At 35.6% G+C, this 24,374-nt stretch carries 18 protein-coding genes and 1 pseudogene; 15 read left to right on the forward strand and 4 right to left on the reverse strand.

Annotated features, from left to right (window positions below; all coding sequences use genetic code 11):
• The 10 genes and pseudogenes from ACFIK7_RS02720 to ACFIK7_RS02765 form a co-directional block, all read left to right on the forward strand.
• Positions 1 to 625: tyrosine-type recombinase/integrase (locus ACFIK7_RS02720; RefSeq protein WP_375662896.1), on the forward strand; the 625-nt coding region annotated here is incomplete at its 5' end.
• Positions 626 to 832: 207 nt separating this feature from the next.
• Positions 833 to 1,033, forward strand: coding sequence for an AlpA family transcriptional regulator (locus ACFIK7_RS02725; RefSeq protein WP_007347209.1), 201 nt, complete (start codon positions 833 to 835; stop codon positions 1,031 to 1,033).
• 99 nt (positions 1,034 to 1,132) lie between these two features.
• Complete coding sequence (locus tag ACFIK7_RS02730; RefSeq protein ID WP_375662897.1) at positions 1,133 to 2,017, forward strand: toprim domain-containing protein; 885 nt, start codon at positions 1,133 to 1,135, stop codon at positions 2,015 to 2,017.
• 12 nt (positions 2,018 to 2,029) lie between these two features.
• A complete protein-coding gene (locus ACFIK7_RS02735) occupies positions 2,030 to 3,637 on the forward strand; it encodes a YfjI family protein (protein ID WP_375662898.1) in 1,608 nt (535 codons plus the stop codon).
• A gap of 584 nt (positions 3,638 to 4,221) precedes the next feature.
• A pseudogene (locus ACFIK7_RS02740) lies at positions 4,222 to 4,664 on the forward strand (type ISP restriction/modification enzyme); the annotation flags it as partial.
• A gap of 1,586 nt (positions 4,665 to 6,250) precedes the next feature.
• Positions 6,251 to 7,021 carry a hypothetical protein gene (locus ACFIK7_RS02745; protein WP_375662899.1) on the forward strand — a complete coding sequence of 257 codons (771 nt, stop codon included), beginning with the start codon at positions 6,251 to 6,253 and terminating at the stop codon, positions 7,019 to 7,021.
• Between the two features lie 82 nt (positions 7,022 to 7,103).
• On the forward strand, positions 7,104 to 7,841 hold the full coding sequence (locus ACFIK7_RS02750; protein WP_375662900.1) for a hypothetical protein: 738 nt from the start codon (positions 7,104 to 7,106) through the stop codon (positions 7,839 to 7,841).
• A gap of 92 nt (positions 7,842 to 7,933) precedes the next feature.
• Positions 7,934 to 8,713 carry a hypothetical protein gene (locus tag ACFIK7_RS02755; protein ID WP_375662901.1) on the forward strand — a complete coding sequence of 260 codons (780 nt, stop codon included), beginning with the start codon at positions 7,934 to 7,936 and terminating at the stop codon, positions 8,711 to 8,713.
• A gap of 1,798 nt (positions 8,714 to 10,511) precedes the next feature.
• Complete coding sequence (locus tag ACFIK7_RS02760; protein ID WP_375630671.1) at positions 10,512 to 10,694, forward strand: hypothetical protein; 183 nt, start codon at positions 10,512 to 10,514, stop codon at positions 10,692 to 10,694.
• Between the two features lie 16 nt (positions 10,695 to 10,710).
• On the forward strand, positions 10,711 to 10,992 hold the full coding sequence (locus tag ACFIK7_RS02765) for a GNAT family N-acetyltransferase (protein WP_375630669.1): 282 nt from the start codon (positions 10,711 to 10,713) through the stop codon (positions 10,990 to 10,992).
• A 1,937-nt stretch (positions 10,993 to 12,929) separates the two neighbouring features.
• Here ACFIK7_RS02765 and thiD read toward each other — a convergent pair.
• Complete coding sequence (gene thiD, locus ACFIK7_RS02770) at positions 12,930 to 13,784, reverse strand: bifunctional hydroxymethylpyrimidine kinase/phosphomethylpyrimidine kinase (RefSeq protein WP_375662902.1); 855 nt, start codon at positions 13,782 to 13,784, stop codon at positions 12,930 to 12,932.
• A 128-nt stretch (positions 13,785 to 13,912) separates the two neighbouring features.
• Here thiD and ACFIK7_RS02775 point away from each other — a divergent pair, with 128 nt between their 5' ends.
• The 3 genes from ACFIK7_RS02775 (at position 13,913) to ACFIK7_RS02785 (ending at position 17,978) form a co-directional block, all read left to right on the forward strand.
• Positions 13,913 to 14,719: a 1-acyl-sn-glycerol-3-phosphate acyltransferase gene (locus tag ACFIK7_RS02775; RefSeq protein WP_273790137.1), complete on the forward strand. Its 807-nt coding sequence runs from the start codon at positions 13,913 to 13,915 to the stop codon at positions 14,717 to 14,719.
• A gap of 693 nt (positions 14,720 to 15,412) precedes the next feature.
• Positions 15,413 to 16,510, forward strand: a complete 1,098-nt coding sequence (locus tag ACFIK7_RS02780) for a D-alanyl-D-alanine carboxypeptidase family protein (RefSeq protein ID WP_375660492.1) — start codon at positions 15,413 to 15,415, stop codon at positions 16,508 to 16,510.
• A 406-nt stretch (positions 16,511 to 16,916) separates the two neighbouring features.
• Positions 16,917 to 17,978 (forward strand): CobW family GTP-binding protein, encoded by a 1,062-nt coding sequence (locus tag ACFIK7_RS02785; protein ID WP_375662903.1) that lies wholly within the window; start codon positions 16,917 to 16,919, stop codon positions 17,976 to 17,978.
• A 1,578-nt stretch (positions 17,979 to 19,556) separates the two neighbouring features.
• Here ACFIK7_RS02785 and ACFIK7_RS02790 read toward each other — a convergent pair.
• From ACFIK7_RS02790 to ACFIK7_RS02800, 3 genes are all read right to left on the reverse strand, one after another.
• A complete protein-coding gene (locus tag ACFIK7_RS02790) occupies positions 19,557 to 20,306 on the reverse strand; it encodes a murein L,D-transpeptidase family protein (RefSeq protein ID WP_273790140.1) in 750 nt (249 codons plus the stop codon).
• Positions 20,307 to 20,345: 39 nt separating this feature from the next.
• On the reverse strand, positions 20,346 to 21,302 hold the full coding sequence (locus tag ACFIK7_RS02795) for an acetyl-CoA carboxylase carboxyltransferase subunit alpha (RefSeq protein WP_375662904.1): 957 nt from the start codon (positions 21,300 to 21,302) through the stop codon (positions 20,346 to 20,348).
• A gap of 78 nt (positions 21,303 to 21,380) precedes the next feature.
• Complete coding sequence (locus ACFIK7_RS02800; RefSeq protein WP_273790142.1) at positions 21,381 to 22,319, reverse strand: site-specific tyrosine recombinase XerD; 939 nt, start codon at positions 22,317 to 22,319, stop codon at positions 21,381 to 21,383.
• Between the two features lie 260 nt (positions 22,320 to 22,579).
• Here ACFIK7_RS02800 and ACFIK7_RS02805 point away from each other — a divergent pair, with 260 nt between their 5' ends.
• Together ACFIK7_RS02805 and aroB are read left to right on the forward strand one after the other, a co-directional pair.
• Positions 22,580 to 23,212 carry a shikimate kinase gene (locus tag ACFIK7_RS02805; RefSeq protein WP_375645449.1) on the forward strand — a complete coding sequence of 211 codons (633 nt, stop codon included), beginning with the start codon at positions 22,580 to 22,582 and terminating at the stop codon, positions 23,210 to 23,212.
• Complete coding sequence (gene aroB / locus ACFIK7_RS02810) at positions 23,187 to 24,320, forward strand: 3-dehydroquinate synthase (protein ID WP_375662905.1); 1,134 nt, start codon at positions 23,187 to 23,189, stop codon at positions 24,318 to 24,320. Before ACFIK7_RS02805 ends, aroB begins: the two co-directional genes overlap by 26 nt.
• The last annotated feature ends 54 nt before the right edge of the window (positions 24,321 to 24,374 follow it).

A 24,374-nucleotide genomic window follows, 5' to 3' on the forward strand; every position in this document is an offset into this window, starting at 1 on the left:
TTTGAATGTTGATTTACAAGCAACAGAAAAAGCACGCGCGCTCTTAGGTAAACAACGTCATAAAACACAAAATTTACCAGCTATGGATTGGAGAGATGTCCCTACCTTTTATAAAACACTTTGCGAAGCATCAACCTTAACACAACTGGCTTTGCGTTTGCTTATTCTGACAGGGGTTCGTACCAATCCTTTGTGTCATATTCATAAAGATCAAGTTGATGGAGATATCTGGACTATCCCTGCTGAAAATATGAAAGGTTTGCGTGATGCTACAACAGAATTTCGTGTGCCCTTATCATCAGAGGCATTAGAAATCTTAAAACAAGCGCGCTTGTTCTCTCGCAATGATTTCTTTTTTTCTGCTACCGGTCGCGGTCCCCTTGCTGATAGTTGTATGGCAAAGTATATGAGAGAGAATAAGATTGATGCCTGCCCCCATGGTTTTCGCTCTAGTTTACGCAATTGGCTCGCTGAGACAACCGATGCTCCCTATGAAGTCGCTGAAACTATTTTAGCTCATACGGTCGGCGGTAAAGTAGAGCGTGCCTATCGTCGGACTGACTATTTAGAACAGCGCCGCGTTTATATGGATAAATGGGCGGCTTATGTCACGGGTCAATCTTAAGATATGGGGTGAATAACCCCATGATCTGTGGATAACTTTCTCTCTCTTGTCTCTCATTCTTTCTCAATAAGACTCATAAATTATCACATCAGAAATTGTATGATAAAATATTGTTTTCTATGAATAAAACATCTTTCTAAATGAACCAAAATGTGGTTAATAAATAGTTATGATTTGTTACCATTTTTTGATAGAAAGGATTTTAGTATGACAGAAAATGATATTCTTTTGACAGACCGTGAAAGTGCAAAATTGCTTCATATGAGTGTCTCAACATTCCGCCGTCATGTAACCAATGGCTCTCTCCCAAAACCTTTAAAATTTGGTTTTTTATCCCGTTGGTTACAATCAGATCTTTTGAATGTCATCGAGCAAGCAAAACAGCAACGTCAAAGTGACGCGGCATAAAAAAAAACCTTGTCACGTAAGGACGGACAAGGCTTTCTCAAACTCATCACCCTAGAGATAGCACAATCCGTCCTATGACGCAACGTTATAGGATTTACAATGATGTGTTCTTTTAAGAATGCGCAAGGTATCACACGTGCCTTGCGTGGTACTTGGCATGGGCGTTATGGAACAGCCCGTTGCCCTGCTCATGATGATAGGCTGCCTAGCTTATCCCTTGCCAATGGACATGATGGGCGTCTTTTACTCTATTGTTATGCTGGCTGCTCTTTTAGAGAGATCATACAAGCGCTCATTAGAATTGGCTTGCTTGGAAAACAAGCCTTTTTTGATAAAGCTTATGATCAGACGCTCTCTTTCTCAAAACAGTTTTGTGCTGATCTCAAACGAGCAAAACAGAAAGCAGAGAGAGCAAAAGCAATTTGGCAACAAAGCCAACCAATCAAAAATACTTTAGCAGAAACCTATTTACGTATGCGGGGTATTACATGTGATTTGCCTGCTGATTTACGCTTTTACGACAAATGTTCGCACCCCTCTGGGATTACACTGCCCGCGTTGGTGGCTCTTGTTAATGGCGCTGGCTCTTTCGCCATTCATAGAACCTTTTTACAAGCCAATGGCTGCAAAACAGACCAAAAACCAGCAAAAGCCATGTTGGGATCTGTAACAGGTGGTGCTGTGCATTTAAGTCAAGGCAATCCCAAACATCTGGTCATTTGTGAGGGCATTGAAACGGGGCTGGCTCTTTTGTCTGGGTTGTTATCAGAGCCCGTTGATTTATGGGCTTCTCTTTCAACCAGTGGCATGATGCGTGTGAATTTACCCCATACAAAAGGACGTCTCACCATTGCAATGGACGGCGATGATGCGGGTCGTAAAGCAGGTTTTACCCTAGCTGCGCGTGCCTATAGACAAGGCTTTGAGGTCTTTATGATGCAAGCTCCAAAAGGAACCGATTTTAATAACGTATTACTTTCTTAAAAGAGGGAAACTATGAAAGATAGTAATTTACAAAACAATAATGAAAATACTCCCGTCAATGATAACGATAATGTCTCTTTAAACGAAAATACTTGTTTAAAAGCCATTTCTTATGAACAAGCCTTGCAACAAAATGGTTGGGGGCAATTACAACCGATTGCTACGGCTCTCTTACCCGTCGAGCCTTTTAAAATATTCCTGCTTCCAACACCATTAATAAACTATGTTTATGACGTTGCTGATATTCAACAATCTTCTATCGATTTTGTTGCTGTTTCTGCTTTATGTGGATTGTCTGCTGTCATTGGAAATGGCGTGCGGGTTTCTCCAAAACAACATGCCAATTGGAAAATTGTTCCTAATCTCTGGGGTGCCATTGTGGGGGAACCTTCAACTATGAAAACAGATACCATGGAAGCTGCTTTAGCACCTCTCGATGTTTTTCAAGAGGAATGGCATCAAGAATGGTTAAAGAAGAAAAAACAGCAAGAAACAAAAGATATTCTTATTGAATTAGACAAAAGAGAAAAGAAAAAACAAGCCTACAAAGCACTCAAAGATCAAGACGAGGAACAAGCCCTTGCTCTTCTTTCTCAATCTCTTGAACATAAAGAAAGTGAGGAAGATGACACGCTTAATAAACGACGTCTTATTGTCAACGATGTGACCGTCGAAAAGCTTGGGGAATTGTTAAAAGAAAACCCCCGTGGTCTCTTGTTGGTTCGTGATGAATTATCTGGTTTTTTATCCGATTTGGAACGGAAGGAATATCAATCAGACCGTTCTTTTTATCTAACAGCTTTTAATGGCAAAAAATCATACACCTATGACCGTATAGGACGTGGAACCATTTTTATTCCCAATGCAACCATTTCCATTATTGGGGGCATTCAACCTTCACGGATTATTCCCATTATTCAAGCAATGCACCATGGAACAAATAATGACGGCTTATTGCAACGATTTCAAATGCTGGTGTGGCCCGATGAACGAAAAGAGCGGTTATGGGTTGATAGACCTCCCAATCAAAAGGCATGGGAAAGTTATCAAGGAATTTTTCGTTCTCTTTATGATAAACCATTAGGATCACCAAAACACCCTATTACCATACGCTTTTCTGCTGAAGCTCAAGAAATGTTTCGTGTATGGTGGGAAAATTTTCAAAGAACAATCAAAGGAGGTCATTTCTCATCAAGTTTACAAGCGCATCTTTTGAAAATGAATAAAACCATACCAACCCTTGCATTGATTTTTGAATTGAGTGAAGGGGGGCGTTTTGAAATCAATAGAGATGCCCTTGAGAGAGCCTTATATTGGGAAGAATATCTGATAAGTCATGCAAAACGTCTTTATGCGGCGAATGATACATTAACAGCAGAGCGTGCAAAATTAATTGTAGAGCGCTGTGATCTTTTACCCAATGTTTTTACGGCAAGAGATATCTATAGACGGTGTTGGAGATCTTTAAAAGACAATCAAACCGTTAAGCAAGCTTTAGAGCTTTTATGTCGTTGTAACTATATTCGTGAATTTCCTATAGAGGGGAATGAATTAGGTCGGCGTCCTGATAGACGGTATGAATGGAATCCTTTGGTTAAAAACAACAGCATAAAACAATAAAGAAATCTCTTTTGAAGTCTTTAAGACAACCACGCAAAACTCTTTTTATGGCATTCTCATCAAGGAACTTTTTTCCAAAAGCAAATGATCTGAGTGACCTTATCAGAAGAGTTTTGTCAGTCTTGTCAGTTCTTTTTAGAACCTATATTATTTTTTTAAAATGAGAGAAAATTAAAAACATTATATTTCAATAGGTTAGAATTTTAACGATACAACCTATATCGACAATACAACCTTAAATACAATCAATAATATATATTTGTCAGTTTGTGTCTGTAAATTGAACTAACAAACTAGATTATTTTAGTGACTCATAAAACCTATCAAAATAATCATTATGATATTTTAAAAGCACATGCTTCATTTGTCTTTTTTCCATAAAATAAACAGCAAATTTCACTATTTTGCTGATCTGATCTCTCTCATGGGCTGCGGATAAACAGCATTTAAAAAACTTTTGAAAAAATTATCGGCTTTTTTAGCATTTTTCTGCATTTTTTCTCAATTCATTCAAAATGGATTTAATAAGCTTCGTTTTAATTCTTTTGAAGAGACTTAAACCCCTTATACGAAAACGGAACTCTGTTGTAACAGGGCGTGAACTGGATCATTTGCACGTGAATTATGAAACTGTAAAACCTTATCCCGTAACCTTTAAAAAAGGTAATCCAAAAGTTACAGAGATCTCTAATCCAGAAAAATTCTATTACGTGACTGAAATGAAATTCGCAAAAGCAGGTAAAGAGAAAGATAAAACCACTGTTATTTATAATAACAATATCACAATAACAGATATCCCTCTTGACGCTTGTGAGTATATCGTTAATGGTAAACCCGCTCTTGAATGGGTTATGGGGCGTCAATGTGTTAAGACTGATAAAAAGAGTGGCATTGTTAATGATGCCAATCGTTATGCTGTTGAAACCATTGGCACCCCTGCCTACCCTCTAGAGTTATTACCATAAGTTTAGAGACAATGAAAATTGTTAAGAACTTACCAAAATTAGAAATTAGAGAAACTGAATAGACTTGGCTTGCTAAACTCACAAAGGGGTATAGAATCTTATAACCATAATCTATACCTCTCTTGTTAAGTTGATTAGATACAATCTTTAAAAGGAGTGTTTATATGCATTATTCTAAAAAGAAGAAACTTACACTTTTAAATACTCTACTTTGAATTGCTTTAAGACTTTTAAGAAATCCCATCTTAAAGTGAATACGCTTCTTTTACATTGCCTTTAAAAGATTAAACCGTAATCTAAAATGAGTGCTTTATTGTTATCAGAAGCTTTATTTAAAGAGGGTTATGTATATTCATTTTCTTATATTACTTATAGGTTTTGAATGTTTCTACCCCCCCAAAACCCTTACAAAACATAGAGCATTAGTTGAATTTATAGGTTGTACTATTGATATAGGTTGTTTTTTGAAAAATTGATAAAAAATAACATATTGAAATATAATGACTTTTATTTTTTATTGAAAAATATGTAAAGGGGGGCGTAAAAAGCACCTCCAAAACTCATAACCATAATGGTCTTGATAGCATTTATTATGATTATAATCCCTTTCTTTTGAAAGGCTTTAAAAGATCACATACTCTCATAAGACATGTTTTAATCATTCACTAAATGATCACTTTTGTCGATTCAATGTACTGACATAAACTGACAAATATATATTTACAGTTGTATTTATTTGTTATGGCTGTTTTAATAAGTTGTATTTTGAAAAATTGATAAAACTTAACTTATTGAAATATAATGATTTTAATTTTCTCTCATTTAAAAAAAATGATATAGGTTCTAAAAAGAACTGACAAAAATGACAAAAGTTTATTAAAAGGGATTTTGCTCATCTCTATAATGATCAGTTTCTATTGAGATGTTTTCATAAGTGTTTTCATAACGGTCTATAAATCACAATTATCATATATCCTATTTATCATTTCTCTTATGAACATGAAAAATGATGCCATGGCTATAAAGCATATAACAGCTATAGAAAAAGCAAAAATGCAAATGAAAGCATTTGTTATAAAGACAGTCCCTATAAGGCTGTTAAGTCTAAAATGTGTTATTAAAAGAAATTAACAGAAATTTTAAAAGCCATTTAGTGACAAAATTGATAGGTTATAAAGTTTAAAATACGCATTATGAGAGCGTTTTTAAATATTATAAATGTATAGATTCAGAAAATACGCAATCGTTTCATAAAGCCCATAATATAGCTTTAAAAGCACATAAATATAAAAGAAGCAATTAATAAGCATAAGATATTATCAATACATAACGTATTAAAAAAATAAGAAAAAATATCAAAAAAGATAAAATACCATTTGACAATAAATACGTATTTTATTATATAAATGATCAAGTGCTGAAAACACTTAAACATCAAGCGGGTAGATTACGAAACAATCTTTCCCATATCAAAAAACTGACTATCTTTTATGCTGTGATTAGCATATATGAGAATTTTGTCGGGTGTGGTCATGCTATACAAAACCCTATGGGGAAGGCATGCCGACGGACTTGATGCCGTGTTTTCAACACCCGGCGCCTTTATAGGTTGTCAATTGAAAACAATATTAACATCAAGGTTTTAATTATGACAAATATCTCAAAAAACACCCCCGTTATCTCTTCCATTTCAAATGAAACTGCGTCTTTTAATAAGCAAAATCCTGCAAAAAAATACGAATTTATTGATGATTGTGAATATATCGATGGTCATTTCTTAACTCGAATTAGAGCCTTAAGAGATTTTGATGATGTCAAAAAAGGCGATTTAGGGGGGTATATTGAAAATGAAAGCAACTTATCTCATGAGGGCAATTGCTGGGTGTATAATAAAGCACGGGTCTTTCAAAATGCACGCGTCTTTGGAAATGCTAAAGTAAAAAGCTTTTTTGTTGATGTCTATGGTAATGCGCAAATTTATGGGAATGCTATTTTTGAAGGTATGACATTAAAGGACAATGCAAAGCTGTCTGGTAATGCGCATGCTAACAACGCCGTTGTAATTGAAGGCAATGCACAAATTTATGATAACGCCCGTGTCACTGATCATGCTCATATTTCTGATAATGCTGTCATTTGTGATGATGCCCATGTCGGAGGCAATGCAAAAATAAGTGGCTCTGCTTACATTTGTGATGAATCACGTGTTTTTGATGATGCCGTTATTTGTGATGCTCTTATCTCTGGTTCTTCATATATTCATAGCAATGCCTCTTTAACAGCTAATGAAGATATCTGTGATGATGCATATCCTGAGTTTGGTAGCGAAGATGATTATTATCGTCATGAGTATTATGCTGATTTTGAAGGGTATTATGACGATGATAATGACAGCGAATATGAAAGTGATGCTGCGTAAATGACACGTGCGTGCGCGGCGGGGGCGCCCTCCTTTAAACATCTCATTTAAAAATTTAAATCTCTATAAAGGAATTGTGCTCATGCAAAAGAAGTTTGCACTCACAAATGAAACGCGTGTAATTAATAATCATACCCTTTATCGCATTAAAGCATTAAAAGACTTTGCTGATGTTAAAGCAGGTACTTTAGGGGGCTTTATTGAAAAGGAAGATAACCTCTCTCATGATGGCAATTGCTGGGTTTATGATAATGCTTGTGTTGTAAAATCTGGTCGTGTTTATGAAAATGCAAGGGTATATGGCAATGCTGCCATTGGTGGTTTTGTTTATGGCAATGCGCATCTTTCTGATAAGGTGGGGGTTTATCAATATGCAAGGGTTTATGGCAATGCAAAATTATCAGGAAATGCTCGTATTCATAGCAAGGCGGTAGTTTATGATCATGCTGTTATCAGTGGCGCTGCTAAAATTTATGGCAAGGTTTATGGCAATGCAAAATTATCAGGAAATGCTCGTATTCATAGCAAGGCGGTAGTTTATGATCATGCTGTTATCAGTGGCGCTGCTAAAATTTATGGCAAGGTTTATGGCAATGCTAGCGTGGGTGGGTATGTTAAGGTCTATGGTTCTGTTTATGGGAATGCAAAAGTGACTGGTTATCACACCATTAGAGGTTTGGTACATGGCAATGCAAGGTTAAAAAGAGATGGTTATTCATATGTCAAACAAAACTTTTATTATGCATATGGAATTCCTGAAGATTGTGAAATTTATGAAAACGATACCGTTGTAAAGATTATTGAAAATAACGCTGCGTAAAGACGCGCGGGCGCGGCGGGGGCGCCCTTCTTTAAACATCTCATTTCAAATTTTACCAAATATTTATCACATTAAATTGTGAGGGTATCTCTATGTGCAAAAAATACGAATTAACCAGTGAAATCAAAAAAATCAAACATGCTCTTACTCGAAATATTATAAACCTTTATCGCATTAAAGCTTTAAAAGATTTTGATGATGTACAGGCGGGGTCTTTAGGCGGCTTTATTGAAAAGGAAGTTAACCTATCCCATGATGGTAATTGCTGGGTGTATGATGAGGCTTGTGTCTATGGTCATGCAAGAGTGTATGAAAATGCAAAAATACGCCATTTTTCTCAAGTCTGTGGTCAAGTTTATGGCAATGCTGAGGTCTATGGAAAAGCTTTTATCTCTCAATATGCTAAAGTTTATGACCATGCTTTTGTCTATAGCAATGCTCATGTTTATGGCAATGTTTATGGGTATGCTCATGTGAATGGTAGTGCCCGCATTCTTGCTGATGCTCATATTTATGACCATGCGCATGTTTCTTATGATGCTACGGTTTTTAGTTATGCACGCGTCTATGGTCATGCCAAGGTTTCTGGCTCTGCTTGCATTTATAGCCATGCAAAAGTTTATAATTATGCTGTTATTAATGGTCGTGCAAAAATTTATGGCAAGGTTTATGGAAATGCTTGTGTGAGTGGCTCTTGTGAGATTTATGGCTCTGTTTATGGCAATGCTAAAATCTCATATTGTGCAACGATCTGGGGGCGTGCTTATGGCAATGCAAAAATCAATAAAAAAAGCAAAGTAAGGTTGGTTCCAAAAAATTGTGAGGTTTATGACAGGGATAATGTTGTCAATATATCTGATAAAACAGAATAAAAAGGGTCATGGGGGGCGTGCATTCTTTATGGTTATAAACGCATATAAAATGCATTGCTATAAACATATCATAAAAGAGAGAGTAAAATAAAAAAAAGCCGTGCCAAGTGATATGACGCGGCTTTCAAATAGCGTTTTTTATTGATTAAAATGAATCATCCACAATGGAGTAATGAATGCATATATACAAAACGTATCATATTGCAAGCGCTCTATGAGAGATATGAAAACTTATCAAAAGGAATGTAAATGATGCGTATGATCTTTAATCACTCATTTGAATGAGAGAGCCTATAAATGCTTTTTGTCGCCATTAAATATATCAATCATAATGTCTTTATCTTAAAGAGATTTATTTAAAACAAAGCCCATGATCAAAATGCTTCTTTTAAAACGTTTCAATATACTAAGCTCAAAATCGAGCTGAGTGAATTCAAATAACGCATTCTATAAAATCAAAACGCTTGTTAGCTTTAACAAAACTCGTTTTTTACATTTACGAGTATTGGTTTTCAAAACAATCTCTCATAAGACAAATAAATAACCGCTTTTATCAAACGAAAGGCTTTAAAAACTGTTATTAAACATCAGTTTCAAACGTTTAAACGTTCATTTAGAAAGGCTTTCATAAGTTTCTTTTAAACAGAACTTCTTTGCAAATTAATCGCTCTATATTTGTGCTCTGTACTTTTAAATGGTAACTTTTAAAACGTTTTTAGTACCAAATCTAAAGTAGATAGTAATTCTACTGCCATGGCATTATTTGCCTCCATTTTTTTATGGAAGCGAATAGTTCCGTTCTTCAAAACTAGCCTGCAATCTATTCATTAAAAGGCTTTTGATTTCATAAGATATAAAAGACCTCTTTATCGTTTTCTAAACTTTTAGACAGCGTTTTAAAAGCGATCTTGTCCTTAATCCTTTTATGCAATCTTTAAAATGTTCGCTGTTATGATGATGCTGTTATGACAGCTCTCTATTTTACGCTTCTAATTTTGAGAACTGTAATTTTATGTTTTTATCATGTGATTAACAATCCAATCTTTAAAACAAGATGGGATCTTTAAACGTATGCGATTTGTGCTGTGATAAAAACGTATCATAAAATTTATGAACTGTTATGAATGATAACTGCTTTTCATTTCATATGAACGTTTACATGCGTTATAATATTTACATTATGATTTGCTTTTTATGGTCTATTCATACATGGCAATCTTATATAAAAAATGGTCAAATGAATCATGCATAAAAAGATGGATTCTTGAGTGGATTCATATAAAATAATTGCACACAAACTATTGACTTTATTGTGTTTTTTGATATGATACCGAATTCTACTTGTGAAGCATCTATTGGATTGGGGCTTAGATCTAAGATAATAATTTTTAACTTAGACGGATTTTTTTACAGCCCCCGTATAAAAGATTAATTAGAAATGATGAGCAATAACAAGAAAAACAAATGTTAAACAAATCAAAAATTGACTTATCATTAGAGAATAATTTTTGTTCAAAAGTACGTTTTTTACCAAAATTGTGCCCTAAAATAAAGGTTGTTGATTTTTAAAATGGCGTTTCTTCTATTAATTCAACATTTGCTTCAGATACATTCAATATTATCTCTGCTAAAAATTTACAAGAAACTATACCTGTAGAGCAGGCAAAATCTATAATCGCTTTCTTGTAATGCGCAGAAACTACCTTTAGCTTGGTGGGTTGGACCTCATTCGTCTCATTATAAAGTTGATGAAGTTCTCTTATCTATTAGCTTAGAGCATGTTGAAACAGAGGTAGGCATGGCAGCTTTAGCGCAAGATATAGACTCACATGTTACTTCTATGCCGGATAACTTCAAAATCAAGGAAGTTGAATCACTTCAAGATTTTAGAGATTATGGAAATGTTATGGCATCAGTCTTCGAGCCTTTTGATGAAGAAGCAGTTATATTTTATGAAACAATAGGCCGTTGTTATAAATAAAGACTCTGTTGTAGAGATGTTCGTTGGTTATATAAATAACAATCCTGTAGCAATATGTTTTTGTATTAAAGCAGATGGAGTTGGTGGAGTGTATGATATTGTCACCAATCCAGATTTTCAGAAAAGAGGTGTTGGGTCATTCATGACAAAAATTGCTATTGAGCATTTAAAAAGAAAGAAATGTCATGTTATTGGTATGCAAGCCTCTCACGAGGGAATTGGCATTTATAAAAAATTGGGCTTTACAAACTTTGGTGAATTTAAAATTTATTCCAATAAACACATGATCATTGAGTGATGAATTCTTTTTTGCTCATCAACTAAAAGAATTTATTATTTTCAGCAGAGCTCAAATATGATCAAGCAATCGATACAACCAAGGAAGCTTGGCCAATCCCCTTTACTACTGATAGTGAAAAGCTAAAATCATTACAAATATAATTGTTTTAAATGACTCACTCAAATTTTCTTATTTTCTTACTTTGTCTTAAATAAAGATATCTATCACAAATCTAAGTTGAATAAGTGTAAATTTTTTATATGATCAATAATCTACTGTTTGTTACTGATAATTATGAAGAACTCGAAAGCAAATATTTAGAACGACAGTTGCATCATAGTTTGTTAGATGGTTAGTCTGTTAGTTAATTAATAGAAAAAATTTTCGCTTTATAAAATAACCAAAGGAGCTTAAAAAAACTTTCAAAGATCATTTAAAGGTCCTTTATGTGTATTGTTTCTTTTTTATATCACAGTTGATGATGAGAAATCTCTCACGCTAATTGTATTATTTTTACACGAAATAAACTATTTTCACCTATTATGTAGAGTGAATTAAGTTTTTGGGATTTCTAGCACATCATTTGAAAGACAAAAGAAATTTTCCCTTGTACTTGTGTAAACAGCGTTGACATCATTTGGTAATCCTCTTGCTTGAACAAATTCTTATCCAGAATAATCTTCAACACAAAAATAAATTAACAACTTGATTTATAAAGATAATTTATAATTATTCATATTGAGCAAGCGTCTCAAATATCATAGGACTATCTCATTTCAAATCTCTATACATTAAAATCACTCACAATCATCTTCTCACGCATAACAGGCAAAATTGACGTATCGATAAAATTCACTTGAAGAAAGGAATAAAAACTCTTCTTCTGAACGCTCTGAAATACCAAAGATTATCGCAACATTGGGAGCTAAAATAGTATAGGGGGGGACCCCTTTCACCTTGAAAACGTAAAAATGGGAAGCATAATAGTTTTATACACTTCATAGAGGCTTTAGACCATTCACGAACATTATTATAAAATGGACGTTACACACCTTGAGAGAAATCTCTTTAAAATAAACATGTGAATTAACAATATAAGTGCATTCTATTTTACATGAGGAACATAACTTTAATCAAGATAAGGTAACATAAGGTGTTGAAACCGTCATAGCGCACAATAAAATCAGGCCATTTTAAATGTTTAATGGTAACATCTGCTAAACAACAGAATAAAAATTCAATTTTGAAAAGATTAAACCATACGCTACAGGTCTATTGAAACTCCGATTGTACGATCGACTATCTTCTCGCTAAAATTTAATCACTATAAATATAAAAACCTTAAAACCCGCTCTAAATGCGTGAAAGTTTCTAGATCTTGCTGTATTAAATATTGAAACTCCTCATGGCTACTCATCTGAAACGCCAATAATTCCATAAAGCAGTTCCATAAAAAGGATAATGACGTTGTAATATCCGAAAAAAATTTACCACATCACCTGAAAGATCATTGATAATTCCATCAGAAAGTATCAATTTCTATTTAGAAAACCCTATCCATGCCGACAAAAAACTCTGTAAATGTTAGATATCTTCAATAATTTTGATAACGATTTTGGCTCATCCTGTTTTGCCACCAATATAAGAAACAGCAAATATAGTGGGATCAGCCAGCTTTAATATTGGTCTTTCCCTCTATCCTTTTTTCTATCAAATCCTGATTTTACAATTCCTTTCTCTCTCTTTTTTTATACTCAAAATTGCCTCTGAAACAGGATAGATTAATCGTAAAAAATATATAAAAGAAACAAATTATAACATTTTTTTCTCATCCTTCTTAATACAAAATAACTGTTAAGCTACAATGCGCTAACACTTATAGTCATAAGTCCAAAACAGCATATAATGACGAAACAAATTCATAGAGTGAAGATTTTTCACTATCAATTGTTGTATTAATCTTTCCATAATGCATAAAAATGATGAAGCGGCCCTCGCCCTTTCCCTACTTTTAAAGCATTTGAAGCAGTTAAAGCGCCATGCAAATAATCTTTTGCTTGTTTAACAGCGCAATCCAAAGGTTGGGTAGGTAACAGAGCTGCAATGGCAGCAGAAATGGTACACCCTGTCCCATGATCATGAGTGGTTGAAAGACGAGAGGCTTCAAGTATAACAAGGTTTTCACAATCACAATAAAGATCTGGACTAGAACAATCGTAATTTTCTGTACTATTTCTGGTAAGCGTATTCAAATGTCCCCCTTTTAACAAAACTGCATGACACCCTAGCGCCAAAAGTCGTGGAGCATATTGATACATAGTCTCTAAAGACCATTGCACTTCACATCCCAATAACAATGCAGCTTCAGGCAAATTTGGCGTGATCAAAGTTGACATCGGCACAAGAACATCACGCATAATTTCAATTGCATCAGACTTTAAAAGAACATCACCACTTTTTGCAACCATAACCGGATCAAAAACAATGAAACGCGCTTTATGATAAGCAAGACGTTCTGCAATAACCTGTGCAATCTGAGCATTTGCAACCATACCAATTTTAACAGCATCAACATGGATATCCTCAAAAACAGAATCAATTTGATCTGCAACAAAAGAAGCATCTAATGCCTGAAAAGAACGCACACCCTGAGTATTTTGTGCAACAACAGCTGTAACCACACTCATACCATAAGTTTTCATAACTGAAAAAACCTTCAAATCCGCCTGCATTCCAGCGCCACCAGAAGGATCTGTTCCCGCAATAGATAAAATCCGTGGAATAAAAAGTTTATCTTTTTGTAATTCCATCAACCTCTTTCCTTCTGTTTTTAAATATCGGAAAATGAGTTACCGAAAAATAGATGCTTGAAAAAATATAAAGAAGATGTTTTCTCATGTGAATTATATTATATACGAAGTCTTCTTATAGATATAAAATGGAAAATGTAGTGCTTATCCTTCGTTCTATTCTTTTTACGTTCGCTTTTTATACAACAACTTTCATACAAATGATTCTTTACGCTCCCGTTTATTTTTTAATGCCCCGCAAAAAGGCATGGATTGTCCCTAAAACATGGGCGCGCGTTACTCTCTTTTTGCAAAAATACATCGCAGGCACAAGTTATGAGATTGAAGGTTTAGAAAATCTTCCCAAAGGACCCTACATCATTGCTCCAAAGCATCAATCGGCTTGGGAAACTTTCAGTCTTGTTCCCTATTTTGATGATCCCACTCTCATTTTAAAACGTGAATTGATGTGGATTCCATTGTTTGGCTGGTATATGGCAAAAACGCAAATTATCCCCATTAACCGCACAACACCCATCAAAGCCTTAAAAATGATTATACAAAAAGCAAAAGAGAAAGTAAAACAAGGGCGCCAAATCTTGATTTTTCCCGAAGGAACACGCCGACAACCCGGTCAAGAACCAGATTATAAGTCAGGAATTGTCGCGCTCTATAATGAATTAGGACTTCAAGTTGTTCCTATTGCACATAATGCGGGTTTATATTGGCCACGCAATAATTTTCGCCGCTATCCTGGAACAATTCGTGTCCGTATTCTTCCCCCGATAGAGGCTGGTTTAAGCAAACGTGATTTTCTAGATCAACTTGTCCAAAAAACTGAAAAAGCGTGTGATGAACTGCTTCTCTTAGCAGCTCAAGATCCTACCCCTCCTCCTATGCCACCATACGCTGTTCAGAAACTTCAAAAACTAAATCATCATGAAACAATGCACTGATTGATAAGAATAATGCATCACTTTGTATATTGAGCGGAGTATAGGAAACAAAAATATAAGAAAGATACTTCAAACTTTCTAATTCAAAATTATAAAACACATGTACATGATAAGAAATAATCAATGTGTAAATTTTTTTGAAAAAGAATTCTTCCTCTCTTTAAAATCATTTAAATAACTTACATCTCATTGATTTATAAGGATATTTTAGCGTTATTCAACTTGAATGAGAACCCTGAATACCGTAAGATTTTCTCATTTCAAATCTACTCTAGGTTGAATCAATTAGAATTATTTTCTTGCACATTACAAACGGGGATACCTCGTGTGAATAAAACGATACAAGAAAAGATTAAAATACTTTTTACGAACCATCTCAAATACCAAGGGCTGTCCTAATAGGAAAGCAAGAAAAATGTATGATTATGCAGATTCGTTCCTTCCTGAGAAACATCAATCCCCCAAGAATCTGAAATCTTGTACAATCTTCATTATTTAAAAAGTATTTCTTGAGATACTTAAGTCATCAAACCAAATTCAAGGGGAAAATAAAAATGAGTGTTGTTTTTTATCCCACATACACAACGGATACAGCAATTAACCATCTTTCCTCCCTATCCTAGACTTAAAAGCTTTGTGTGCTACATTAAAACAATTCTAAATAACGAATAAGAGGGAACTAGATTTAAATTAATGCAACGTCTCTTCTATAATTTATTTTTTTCTGTGATTTTGAGTTTATCCAGCGCTGTTGCTCTAGCGCAGCCTTTTATTTCTGTTGATGTTACAACGAAGCGTATCTTAAAACATAATCAAGCTTTTGAGCGTTGGTATCCTGCTTCCTTGACAAAATTAATGACTGCTTATGTTATTTTTCGTGCCATGAGCCGAGGGGAAGTTTCACCAAACAAACATATCACCATCAGCGAATACGCCGCAAAAGCTCCCTCATATCGTTCAGGCTATAAAGCTGGTTCTGTACTCACACTTGATACAGCCTTAAGTATTACCATGGTTAAATCTACCAATGATTTAGCCATTGCCATGAGTGAAGCTATTGCGGGTTCACAGAAAGATTTTGTACGTAAAATGAATAGCGAAGCTAAACGTTTAGGCATGTTTGGCACCCATTTTGCGAACGCAAGTGGTTTACCAGATCCTCAAAACTACTCCACGGCACGCGATATTGCTCTTTTAGCCGTTCAAATACGTCGAGAATTTCCACAATATGCTCATTATTTTTCTATTCCAGCCATTGATTTTGGTAATAATCGAAAAATCCAACATAACTCAAACAACCTCATTGGCCGTTTTTATGGGATAGACGGTATGAAAACAGGCTTTATTTGTGCCTCTGGTTTTAATCTTGTTGCCTCAGCCACCCGCAATAAACGTACAATTATTGCTGTCATTCTAGGGGCTAACAACATAAGTGAAAGAGAAGAAAAAGCTGCACAACTTCTTGAAACAGGATTTTTGCACCAAGGAAACCCCCAATTAACACTAGCAACATTAAAACCTTATGGGAGCAACATAACACAAGCCAACAATATGAGACAACAAACATGCACACCTGAAGCCATAAAAATGCATGCAAATTCATATGATGATCAAGGAAATATTATTCTCACCTCACCTTTTATCACTGCTCCACCTTCTTTTTCTCATCCTTTATTAGTACATCTCATTCGTACGCCACAAACACCTAAAATGACAGTAAAACCACTAAGAAAACCCTATATTCCGTATAAAAGGCACGCAAACCATTCTATAAAAAACCATAAATCATAATCTAAAATTAATTATAATACTTTGATTTATAATGATAATTAATTATTTTGTACCTTATGTCAGAACCACAAGTATTGTAAGATTCTCTCATTTCAAATCTGTATTTGTTGAAGCAATAAAAACCAGTTTCTTGCCACCACAAGGTGGATAAACATGTAGATAAAATAATTAAAACAAAGAATAAAAATTCTTCCTATAAGTCCTTTCAAGAACTAAGAATTATCGTAACATTGACGCTAAAAAGTGTATGATATACCCACGTGCACCTACCTTTATAAGCGTAAAGATAGTGGTACAATGGATTTCATGGGGGATTAACCATTATATCCCTCACGGACACCATTATAAATTGGTTAGACATACTGAGATATATTTTTTAAAAACAAAACTATGATTGATGATTAACATGAAAATAAAGCGCATCCCCCTCACACTTATTACAGGTTTTTTAGGCTCTGGCAAAACAACTTTGCTCAACCGTATGCTACAAGACCCTCTTTTAACAGAATGTGCTGTTATCATCAATGAATTCGGCGAAATCAGTATTGACCACCTTCTGGTTGAAAAAACGACAGAAGGAATTATTGAGCTTGCCAATGGCTGCTTATGCTGCAATTTACGCAGTGATCTCATCGACACATTAATTGATTTAATAAATCGCGTTCAGACAGGACAGATCAAACAACTCCATCATATTATCATTGAAACCACAGGGATGGCTGATCCCGCCCCTATTTTACAAATACTTTTAAGCCACCCGTTGTTTATTCAAACATTGTCCATAAATGCTGTTCTTGCAACATTTGATACATTAAGCCCGCTTTCCATATGTGAGCGCTATCCTGAAATATATAAACAATTAATATTTGCTGATAAAATCATTCTCACCAAAACAGATCTTAGAGACCCACAAACGCTTTCAGATACACTCCTTAGCACACTTAAAACAATGAATCCTACAGCACAAATCATTGACGCCCATTCTGAAGATTTCTGTTCAAATCTATTAATAAATAACACATTATGGGCTGAAAAAGTAGAAAATACAAAACTTAAACAAAATCTTACGACTACCCCGCATGATCATACCCCCCATAAAACCATTCGTACCTTTTCACTAAACTGTGAGGGTCCTGTTGATTACGCCACAATTGAAGCCTTTTTAGATCTCCTACAAGAGCGTTATGGTACAAAATTATTACGTATTAAAGCAATTATCGCATTGCGTGATGACCCTTATCGCCCACTCGTATTACATGGCGTACAAACATTTTTTCACCCTCCCATAAGATTGCCAGCATGGCCAAAAGGAATAAAACAAACACGTTTCGTCATCATTGCCGATGGTGTTGAAAAAGAAGCTATACAAAAACTCCTCAATGCTTTTTTTAATAAACCAGCAATAGATACTGCAGACAAAACAGCTCTCTTAGAAAATCCTCTGGTCATTCTAGGAATAAAATTTTAATTTTTTCTCCTCTTCAATGATATAGCATTAAATTCATTGACACCACCATCTTTATGTTTTTAAAGGAGCAAACCGGCACATCATTACACACTTTGCTAATTCCCAATGTTGAAATAGCTTTTGGCACTTGAAACGGTTTGTAAAAAGCATTTTAGTCTTTCTTGTACAATTTCACCCACGCAGCAATCCTCGCTTGTAATGTGCAAGCAAATGGTTTTAATTTATTCAACATGCAACAGCTTTGAAATGTGGAATCTTACGGTATTCAGGGTTCTAATTCAAGTTGAATAACACTAAATTATCTTTATAATCAATATGTTATAAATTTATAAAAAACTTTCATAAATATTTCTATTCAAGTTTATTAACATAATGGAATAAAAAATAAGAAAATACACATTTTTAACAATGCTTTCTGCACAATAATGCCTCTCATAAAATTATTCGTACCTTTTCACTGAGCGGCAAAATCCCCATAGACTACCACAATTGAAACTTTTTAGCTCTCTTACAAAATCACATGCCGGAAAATGACTATCTATTAAAACACTCCAGCGCTAACATATTACCCTTATCTGTAAAATCGTCGCCCTCACACAAAATAGAATACCATTGTATCACGAATTCACGCACTCGTTTAAAAACACCGTCTCTCAATACGCATTATTCCTATTTCAAGACGCTACCCATAAATAATATAATACAAAATTCTCCATGAAATGTATAAGGCCCATTCTCCATCTTTACTCTATAAATATGTAAACTGATCGCCTCATACTTTTGCCAGTTAAAAATGTTTTGAAAAAACTTGGCACTTTAGAGTACTCATGAGAACTATCTGTACTCCTTTCTTTAAAAATTTTATTCACATGCCAATCCAATTTTATGGCGTGCAAAAAATGGTTTCGATTGATTCACCATAAACAAATTTTAAGATAAAAGGATCTTATGATATTTAGTCCCTAATTCAAACTGAAAAATTATAAACTATCATTATAAATCAAATTGTTATGATAAAAATTTTCAATATCCATCAATCTGTAAACAGATTGTTTTCTCTCTAAATGCGCTTCATCTGCAAACCACTTCATGTGATTCATTTCACAGACAGATTGGCCAAATTCTTGGTTCTAAAATATTCTGCTCAACTCTATATTTATTCAAGCTAATTGAAATAAAAATCCCTGTTAAGAAAAAACCAAAATCAGACAGAGGCAATATCGCATTTTAAAATATGTGAATGTATCTTATATAACAGCACGACAAGACAATATTTTACAGCATAAAAGAATAAAACTCTTTGAAAGAAATAAAAAGAGAGGCACATTCCATGTTAACTTACTCTTCACTAAAAACGAAGATTGACACCAGTGCCGATGTGCAAACAATCCAACTTCTTTGAGAAAATTCCTCTTGGCTTCCCACTTCATCTGATTTACTTACATAAGGCTCTATGAAAAAACTCTGCGCTTTAAAATATTGACTACTCACTTAAACACCTTATGTGCAAAGTTTTTGCATATCCTGTATCGCCATTATTAAGTGATAGTGTTACAGTGCAATAGAATATAATAACACTCACGGCATTCGAGAAACTGAAGTTTTATCAATATCGCGATTAAAAACGTAACGTTTTCCATAAACCTCAACAGTTGGAGGTTGACGATTTTTTTCAAAAAAATCATAACCTTTCTTAAGCATAACCCAGAATTGATAATGAGGATCTTTGCTATGACGTGACATATTATCCTCGGTCATGCGGAAAGGAAAAGCCTGTAACTGAAACTCTCTTTGTCCTCCTTTAAAAGCATCCCGTGCAAACGCATAAATCTGAGCCATGTTCTTATCACTCATAGAATAACAACCTGCGGAAAAGCAAGAACCATGCACCATAAGATTGCTTCCTGTGCGACCATTTTCTTGATCATAAAGGTTAGGAAATCCTATATTAAAAGAAAGATAATATTTTGAATAAGGATTCATTTGGTTTGCGCTAATAGTATAAAAACCCTCTGGTGTCTGAAGATCCCCTTCTTTATATTTAGGTCCAAGCTTACCAGACCATTTGCAAATGCCATAGCGAGCAACCAAGATAAAAGGTCCTGAACGAGATTGTTTCCAAACTTCAGCAAGATTTTCTTCCTTGAAAAATCGCATTACAATTGGTGCATAAGGATCAATATCGTACAAAGCCATTCTATTCTGGATTTCTTGCGGCAACGGCTGCTCAACCTTAGCACGAATAGAAGCTGGTAATCTTCCTTCACATGCCGTCAATATTCCCATTACAAACAACATGCACACAGCGAGGAATCTGCTAAATGTCATCGAATAAAACTCCAATCCAACACCCCTCACAAAAATAACCTATGTTAGAGATCGACCAATTTGAAGATATTTTTCCCTTCGCTCTTGTTTAAGGGCTTCCCCATCTTTTCCAGCCATAGCTTTTAAAGCCTCTGAAATAACATCACCCGTTGCATCAATGGCAATCTCTTTGCCACGATGTGCTCCCCCTAAAGGTTCCGAAATAATGCCATCAATAATCTTTAAGCGATATAAATCTTGAGCGGTAATACGCATATTCATTGCAGCATCTTTCGCACGAGCTGGATCACGCCATAAAATAGAAGCTGCTCCTTCTGGTGAAATAACAGAGTAAATTGCGTGCTCCAACATATAAACTTTATTGGCAGCCGCGATTGCTATCGCCCCTCCAGAACCGCCTTCTCCAATAACAACGGAAACTACAGGAACTTTCAAACGCAAAGTTGTAGCTGTTGATTGGGCAATTGCTTCTGCCTGCCCCCGTTCTTCAGCACTCACACCAGGATAAGCGCCTGCCGTATCAACAAAAGTGAGAAGTGGCAAACCAAAACGATCAGCCATTTCCATAATACGTACAGCTTTACGATAGCCTTCTGGACGTGCAGAACCAAAATTATAGCGCAAACGTGTTTGCGTGTCATAACCTTTCTCTTGACCGATATAAGCAACGGCCTCACCTTTAAAGCGTGCAAACCCCGCTTGAATAGCCTCATCTTCAGCAAACTTGCGATCTCCGGCCAAAGGCGTAACATCACTCAATAGGCGTTTAGAATAGTCCATAAAATGGGGACGATTAGGATGACGAGCGACTTGTGTTTTTTGCCACGGCGATAATTTTTTATAAATATCGCGCAACACTGTTTGGGAACGCGTTTCAAGGCGAGCAATCTCATCGCTCATATTAAGACTGCCTTTTTCCTGAGAAATTTTTTTTAATTCAAGAATTTTCCCATCAAGATCAGCAACTGGTTTTTCAAAATCAAGATAATTATACATTTGTGTCAACTCATTCAGTGTCACTTATACACTTATAATTTGCTTTATAAAGTCTTTTTCAAAAACATCACCTTTTCTTTAACGAGCCTTTTGCTCATCGGCAAGTGGATGATGCTCATTGACTAAACGATAAAGTCCCTCTTCCAACACATGGGTATAAATCTGAGTAGTAGCAATATCAGAGTGACCTAACAAATGTTGAACGGCACGCAAATCAGCACCATTTTGCAAAAGATGACTAGCAAAAGCATGACGCAACACATGGGGAGAAAAGCTATCACTTTCTATTCCTGCTCTTCTAGCGAGATTTTTCAACTCCCGCGCAACGACTTGACGAGCAATATATCCTGTCTCGGAATGCGCGGGAAAAAGATAAGAACTCGTAGCACCCTTTCCCTGATCACGCAAGTTTAACCACTGTGAAAGAACTTGGCATGCTTTTTTTGATAACAGCACCATTCGTTCTTTTTTGCCCTTACCACGAACCAAAACGCTGTACTCCTTCCTTCGAACAGACTGAACCGGCAGACTCACCAACTCACTGATGCGTAATCCCGTTGCATACAGCATTTCAATCAATAGCTGAAGACGCAGTGCACGGAAATACTCTTTGGACCCATAATCTGCTTGATTGACTTCTAACTGTGCCAAATCAAGCAATTTTATCACTGCATCTTCACTCATGATTTTGGGCAAAGGACGCCCCTGACGAGGTGCATCAATATCATGAGAGGGATCATCTGCTCTCAACCCTTCAGCATAAAGAAATTGATAAAACTGTCGCAAAGTCGATAAACGGCGCGCTTGCGACGATGCCGCAAAACCAAAAGTATGCATAAGCGACAAAAGGGTAATTAAATCTTCTTTTTGTGCTGAAAAAAGCGAAACAGAGTGTGAAGACAATTCGTCTTGTGCCCACTGCAAATCATGCTGATAAGCCGCAAGTGTATGAGGTGAAGCCCCTCTCTCCGCGCTCATCATCTCAAGAAAATGATCTATCACAGCACCACTTTTCATTTCATTGATTCACTTCCGTAGAAAGATTCCATGAATCCAAGGGAACATCAATGTACATATCCACAGTTACTGGTTCAACCCAAACCACAAGAGCACCCATTATAATGAAAAGAACAGAAAACAAAATGAAAAGAATCATCAAAAATCTAGTCAATGTTGGCATAAGACAATAACCTACCCAAAAATATTCTATCTCGTATAATGCCTCACAAAGATTAACAGGAATTGACTTTAAGATGGATAAATGCCGAAATAAAGTTATGAAAAGCAATCGACCAAAACGAATCCCCATAACACAAATAAAGAATCAGCTCTTATCGTCCCTTGATAAAAGAGCACTTGTCCTTGTTGGCCTTATGGGGGCAGGCAAATCAGTGATCGGAAAACGCGTCGCCACCATGCTTCGTTTACCCTTTTATGATTCTGACCAAGAAATTGAAAAAGCTGCACAAATGACAATCACGGAACTCTTTGAAATTTATGGTGAATCAGAATTTCGTGCTCTTGAACAGCGTGTTATTCTAAACCTCATGAAAAAAAGTCCCCTTATTTTAGCAACAGGTGGTGGTGCCTACATAAATGAAAATATCCGAAAAGCCATTCACAAAAATGGTATATCTATATGGCTAAAAGTCGATCTTGATATCCTCATGCAACGTGTCTCAAAGCACCCGACACGTCCCCTGCTTCAAACAGCCAATCCTAAAGAAACCATGCAAAAACTCATGGAACAGCGTTATCCTATCTATGAAAAGGCAAACTTAACAATTAACAGTCATAAAGAAAGCCGTCATACCGTAGCACAAAATGTTATACGATCCGTACAGCACTACCTATACACAGAAATTAACAATAGGGATAACCAGCATGCAAACCAAAACCGTCACTGTTAAACTGGACAAACACTGTTACGATATCATCATTGGTCCGGGTCTAATTGCACAAGCTGCTTCACAGATTAAACATGCTCTTAACAAAAAAGATCCTCTTCCAACGCGCTTGGCACTTGTTACAGATACAAATGTCGCGTCCCTTCATTTGGAGATATTACAAGCAGAGTTAACAAAAAATAAAATTCATACTGTCCCTATTATTGTAGAAGCGGGAGAACAATCAAAATCATTTTCAACCCTGCAAGTTGTTATCGATCAAATTCTTGCCGCGCGTTTAGAAAGAGGCGACTGTGTTATTGCTTTTGGCGGTGGTGTCATTGGCGATTTAGCAGGATTTGCTGCAAGTATAATCCGCCGTGGTATGAACTTCATTCAAATGCCCACAACGCTTCTTGCACAAATTGATTCCTCTGTTGGTGGAAAAACAGGCATCAACAGCCGATATGGCAAAAATCTTATTGGTGCTTTTTTTCAACCGCAATGCGTTATTGCTGACACCTGTGTCCTTGATACCCTATCACTGCGCGAATTTCGTGCTGGTTACGCGGAAATGGTCAAATATGGACTCATTAACCAGCCTGATTTTTTTGAATGGCTTGAAAAAAATGGACAAGAAGTCTTTTCTAATGGCCCTATGCGAACAGAGGCCATTGTCCGCTCATGCCAATTTAAAGCTGCCATTGTAGCACGTGACGAACACGAAACAGGAGAGCGCGCACTCTTAAATCTCGGCCATACATTTGGACACATGCTTGAAACAGTAACCGCTTATGACTCAAAGCGTTTAATTCACGGTGAAGCTGTAGCAATTGGAATGATTCTAGCGCATCAATTTTCTGCTCAATTAAATTTAATAAGCCCCACGCTTACACAACGCGTTGAAGCACACCTTAAAGCAATAGGATTACCTACACAATTAAAGGATATCCCAGGGTGTCTACCAGATGCTGAAACTTTAATGACTCTCATTGCCCAAGATAAAAAAGTTTTACAAAATAATTTGACCTTCATCTTAACGCGCGGACTTGGCCAATCATTTATTGCAAAAAATGTTTCACCAGATGCAGTTTTATCCTTTTTGGAACAAAAATTAACAGAAATTCGTTAATTCATATTGAATATAATTGATTCGTTTTTATACTTCTATTAAAGATTAAATATG

Origin of the sequence: Bartonella sp. CL266QHHD (genome assembly GCF_042195355.1) — a bacterium.
GTDB lineage: Bacteria > Pseudomonadota > Alphaproteobacteria > Rhizobiales > Rhizobiaceae > Bartonella.

What these genes read in the sequence shown, in the direction of transcription:
- ACFIK7_RS02755 (WP_375662901.1), top strand. Translation starts at nt 7,934, where the DNA reads ATGTGCAAAAAATACGAATTAACCAGTGAAATCAAAAAAATCAAACAT.
- ACFIK7_RS02805 (WP_375645449.1), top strand. Translation starts at nt 22,580, where the DNA reads ATGAAAAGCAATCGACCAAAACGAATCCCCATAACACAAATAAAGAAT.
- ACFIK7_RS02730 (WP_375662897.1), top strand. Translation starts at nt 1,133, where the DNA reads ATGATGTGTTCTTTTAAGAATGCGCAAGGTATCACACGTGCCTTGCGT.
- ACFIK7_RS02765 (WP_375630669.1), top strand. Translation starts at nt 10,711, where the DNA reads ATGTTCGTTGGTTATATAAATAACAATCCTGTAGCAATATGTTTTTGT.
- ACFIK7_RS02790 (WP_273790140.1), bottom strand. Translation starts at nt 20,306, where the DNA reads ATGACATTTAGCAGATTCCTCGCTGTGTGCATGTTGTTTGTAATGGGA.
- ACFIK7_RS02800 (WP_273790142.1), bottom strand. Translation starts at nt 22,319, where the DNA reads ATGAAAAGTGGTGCTGTGATAGATCATTTTCTTGAGATGATGAGCGCG.
- ACFIK7_RS02725 (WP_007347209.1), top strand. Translation starts at nt 833, where the DNA reads ATGACAGAAAATGATATTCTTTTGACAGACCGTGAAAGTGCAAAATTG.
- ACFIK7_RS02745 (WP_375662899.1), top strand. Translation starts at nt 6,251, where the DNA reads ATGACAAATATCTCAAAAAACACCCCCGTTATCTCTTCCATTTCAAAT.
- thiD (WP_375662902.1), bottom strand. Translation starts at nt 13,784, where the DNA reads ATGGAATTACAAAAAGATAAACTTTTTATTCCACGGATTTTATCTATT.
- ACFIK7_RS02785 (WP_375662903.1), top strand. Translation starts at nt 16,917, where the DNA reads ATGAAAATAAAGCGCATCCCCCTCACACTTATTACAGGTTTTTTAGGC.
- ACFIK7_RS02780 (WP_375660492.1), top strand. Translation starts at nt 15,413, where the DNA reads ATGCAACGTCTCTTCTATAATTTATTTTTTTCTGTGATTTTGAGTTTA.
- ACFIK7_RS02760 (WP_375630671.1), top strand. Translation starts at nt 10,512, where the DNA reads ATGGCAGCTTTAGCGCAAGATATAGACTCACATGTTACTTCTATGCCG.
- aroB (WP_375662905.1), top strand. Translation starts at nt 23,187, where the DNA reads ATGCAAACCAAAACCGTCACTGTTAAACTGGACAAACACTGTTACGAT.
- ACFIK7_RS02735 (WP_375662898.1), top strand. Translation starts at nt 2,030, where the DNA reads ATGAAAGATAGTAATTTACAAAACAATAATGAAAATACTCCCGTCAAT.
- ACFIK7_RS02750 (WP_375662900.1), top strand. Translation starts at nt 7,104, where the DNA reads ATGCAAAAGAAGTTTGCACTCACAAATGAAACGCGTGTAATTAATAAT.
- ACFIK7_RS02775 (WP_273790137.1), top strand. Translation starts at nt 13,913, where the DNA reads ATGGAAAATGTAGTGCTTATCCTTCGTTCTATTCTTTTTACGTTCGCT.
- ACFIK7_RS02795 (WP_375662904.1), bottom strand. Translation starts at nt 21,302, where the DNA reads ATGTATAATTATCTTGATTTTGAAAAACCAGTTGCTGATCTTGATGGG.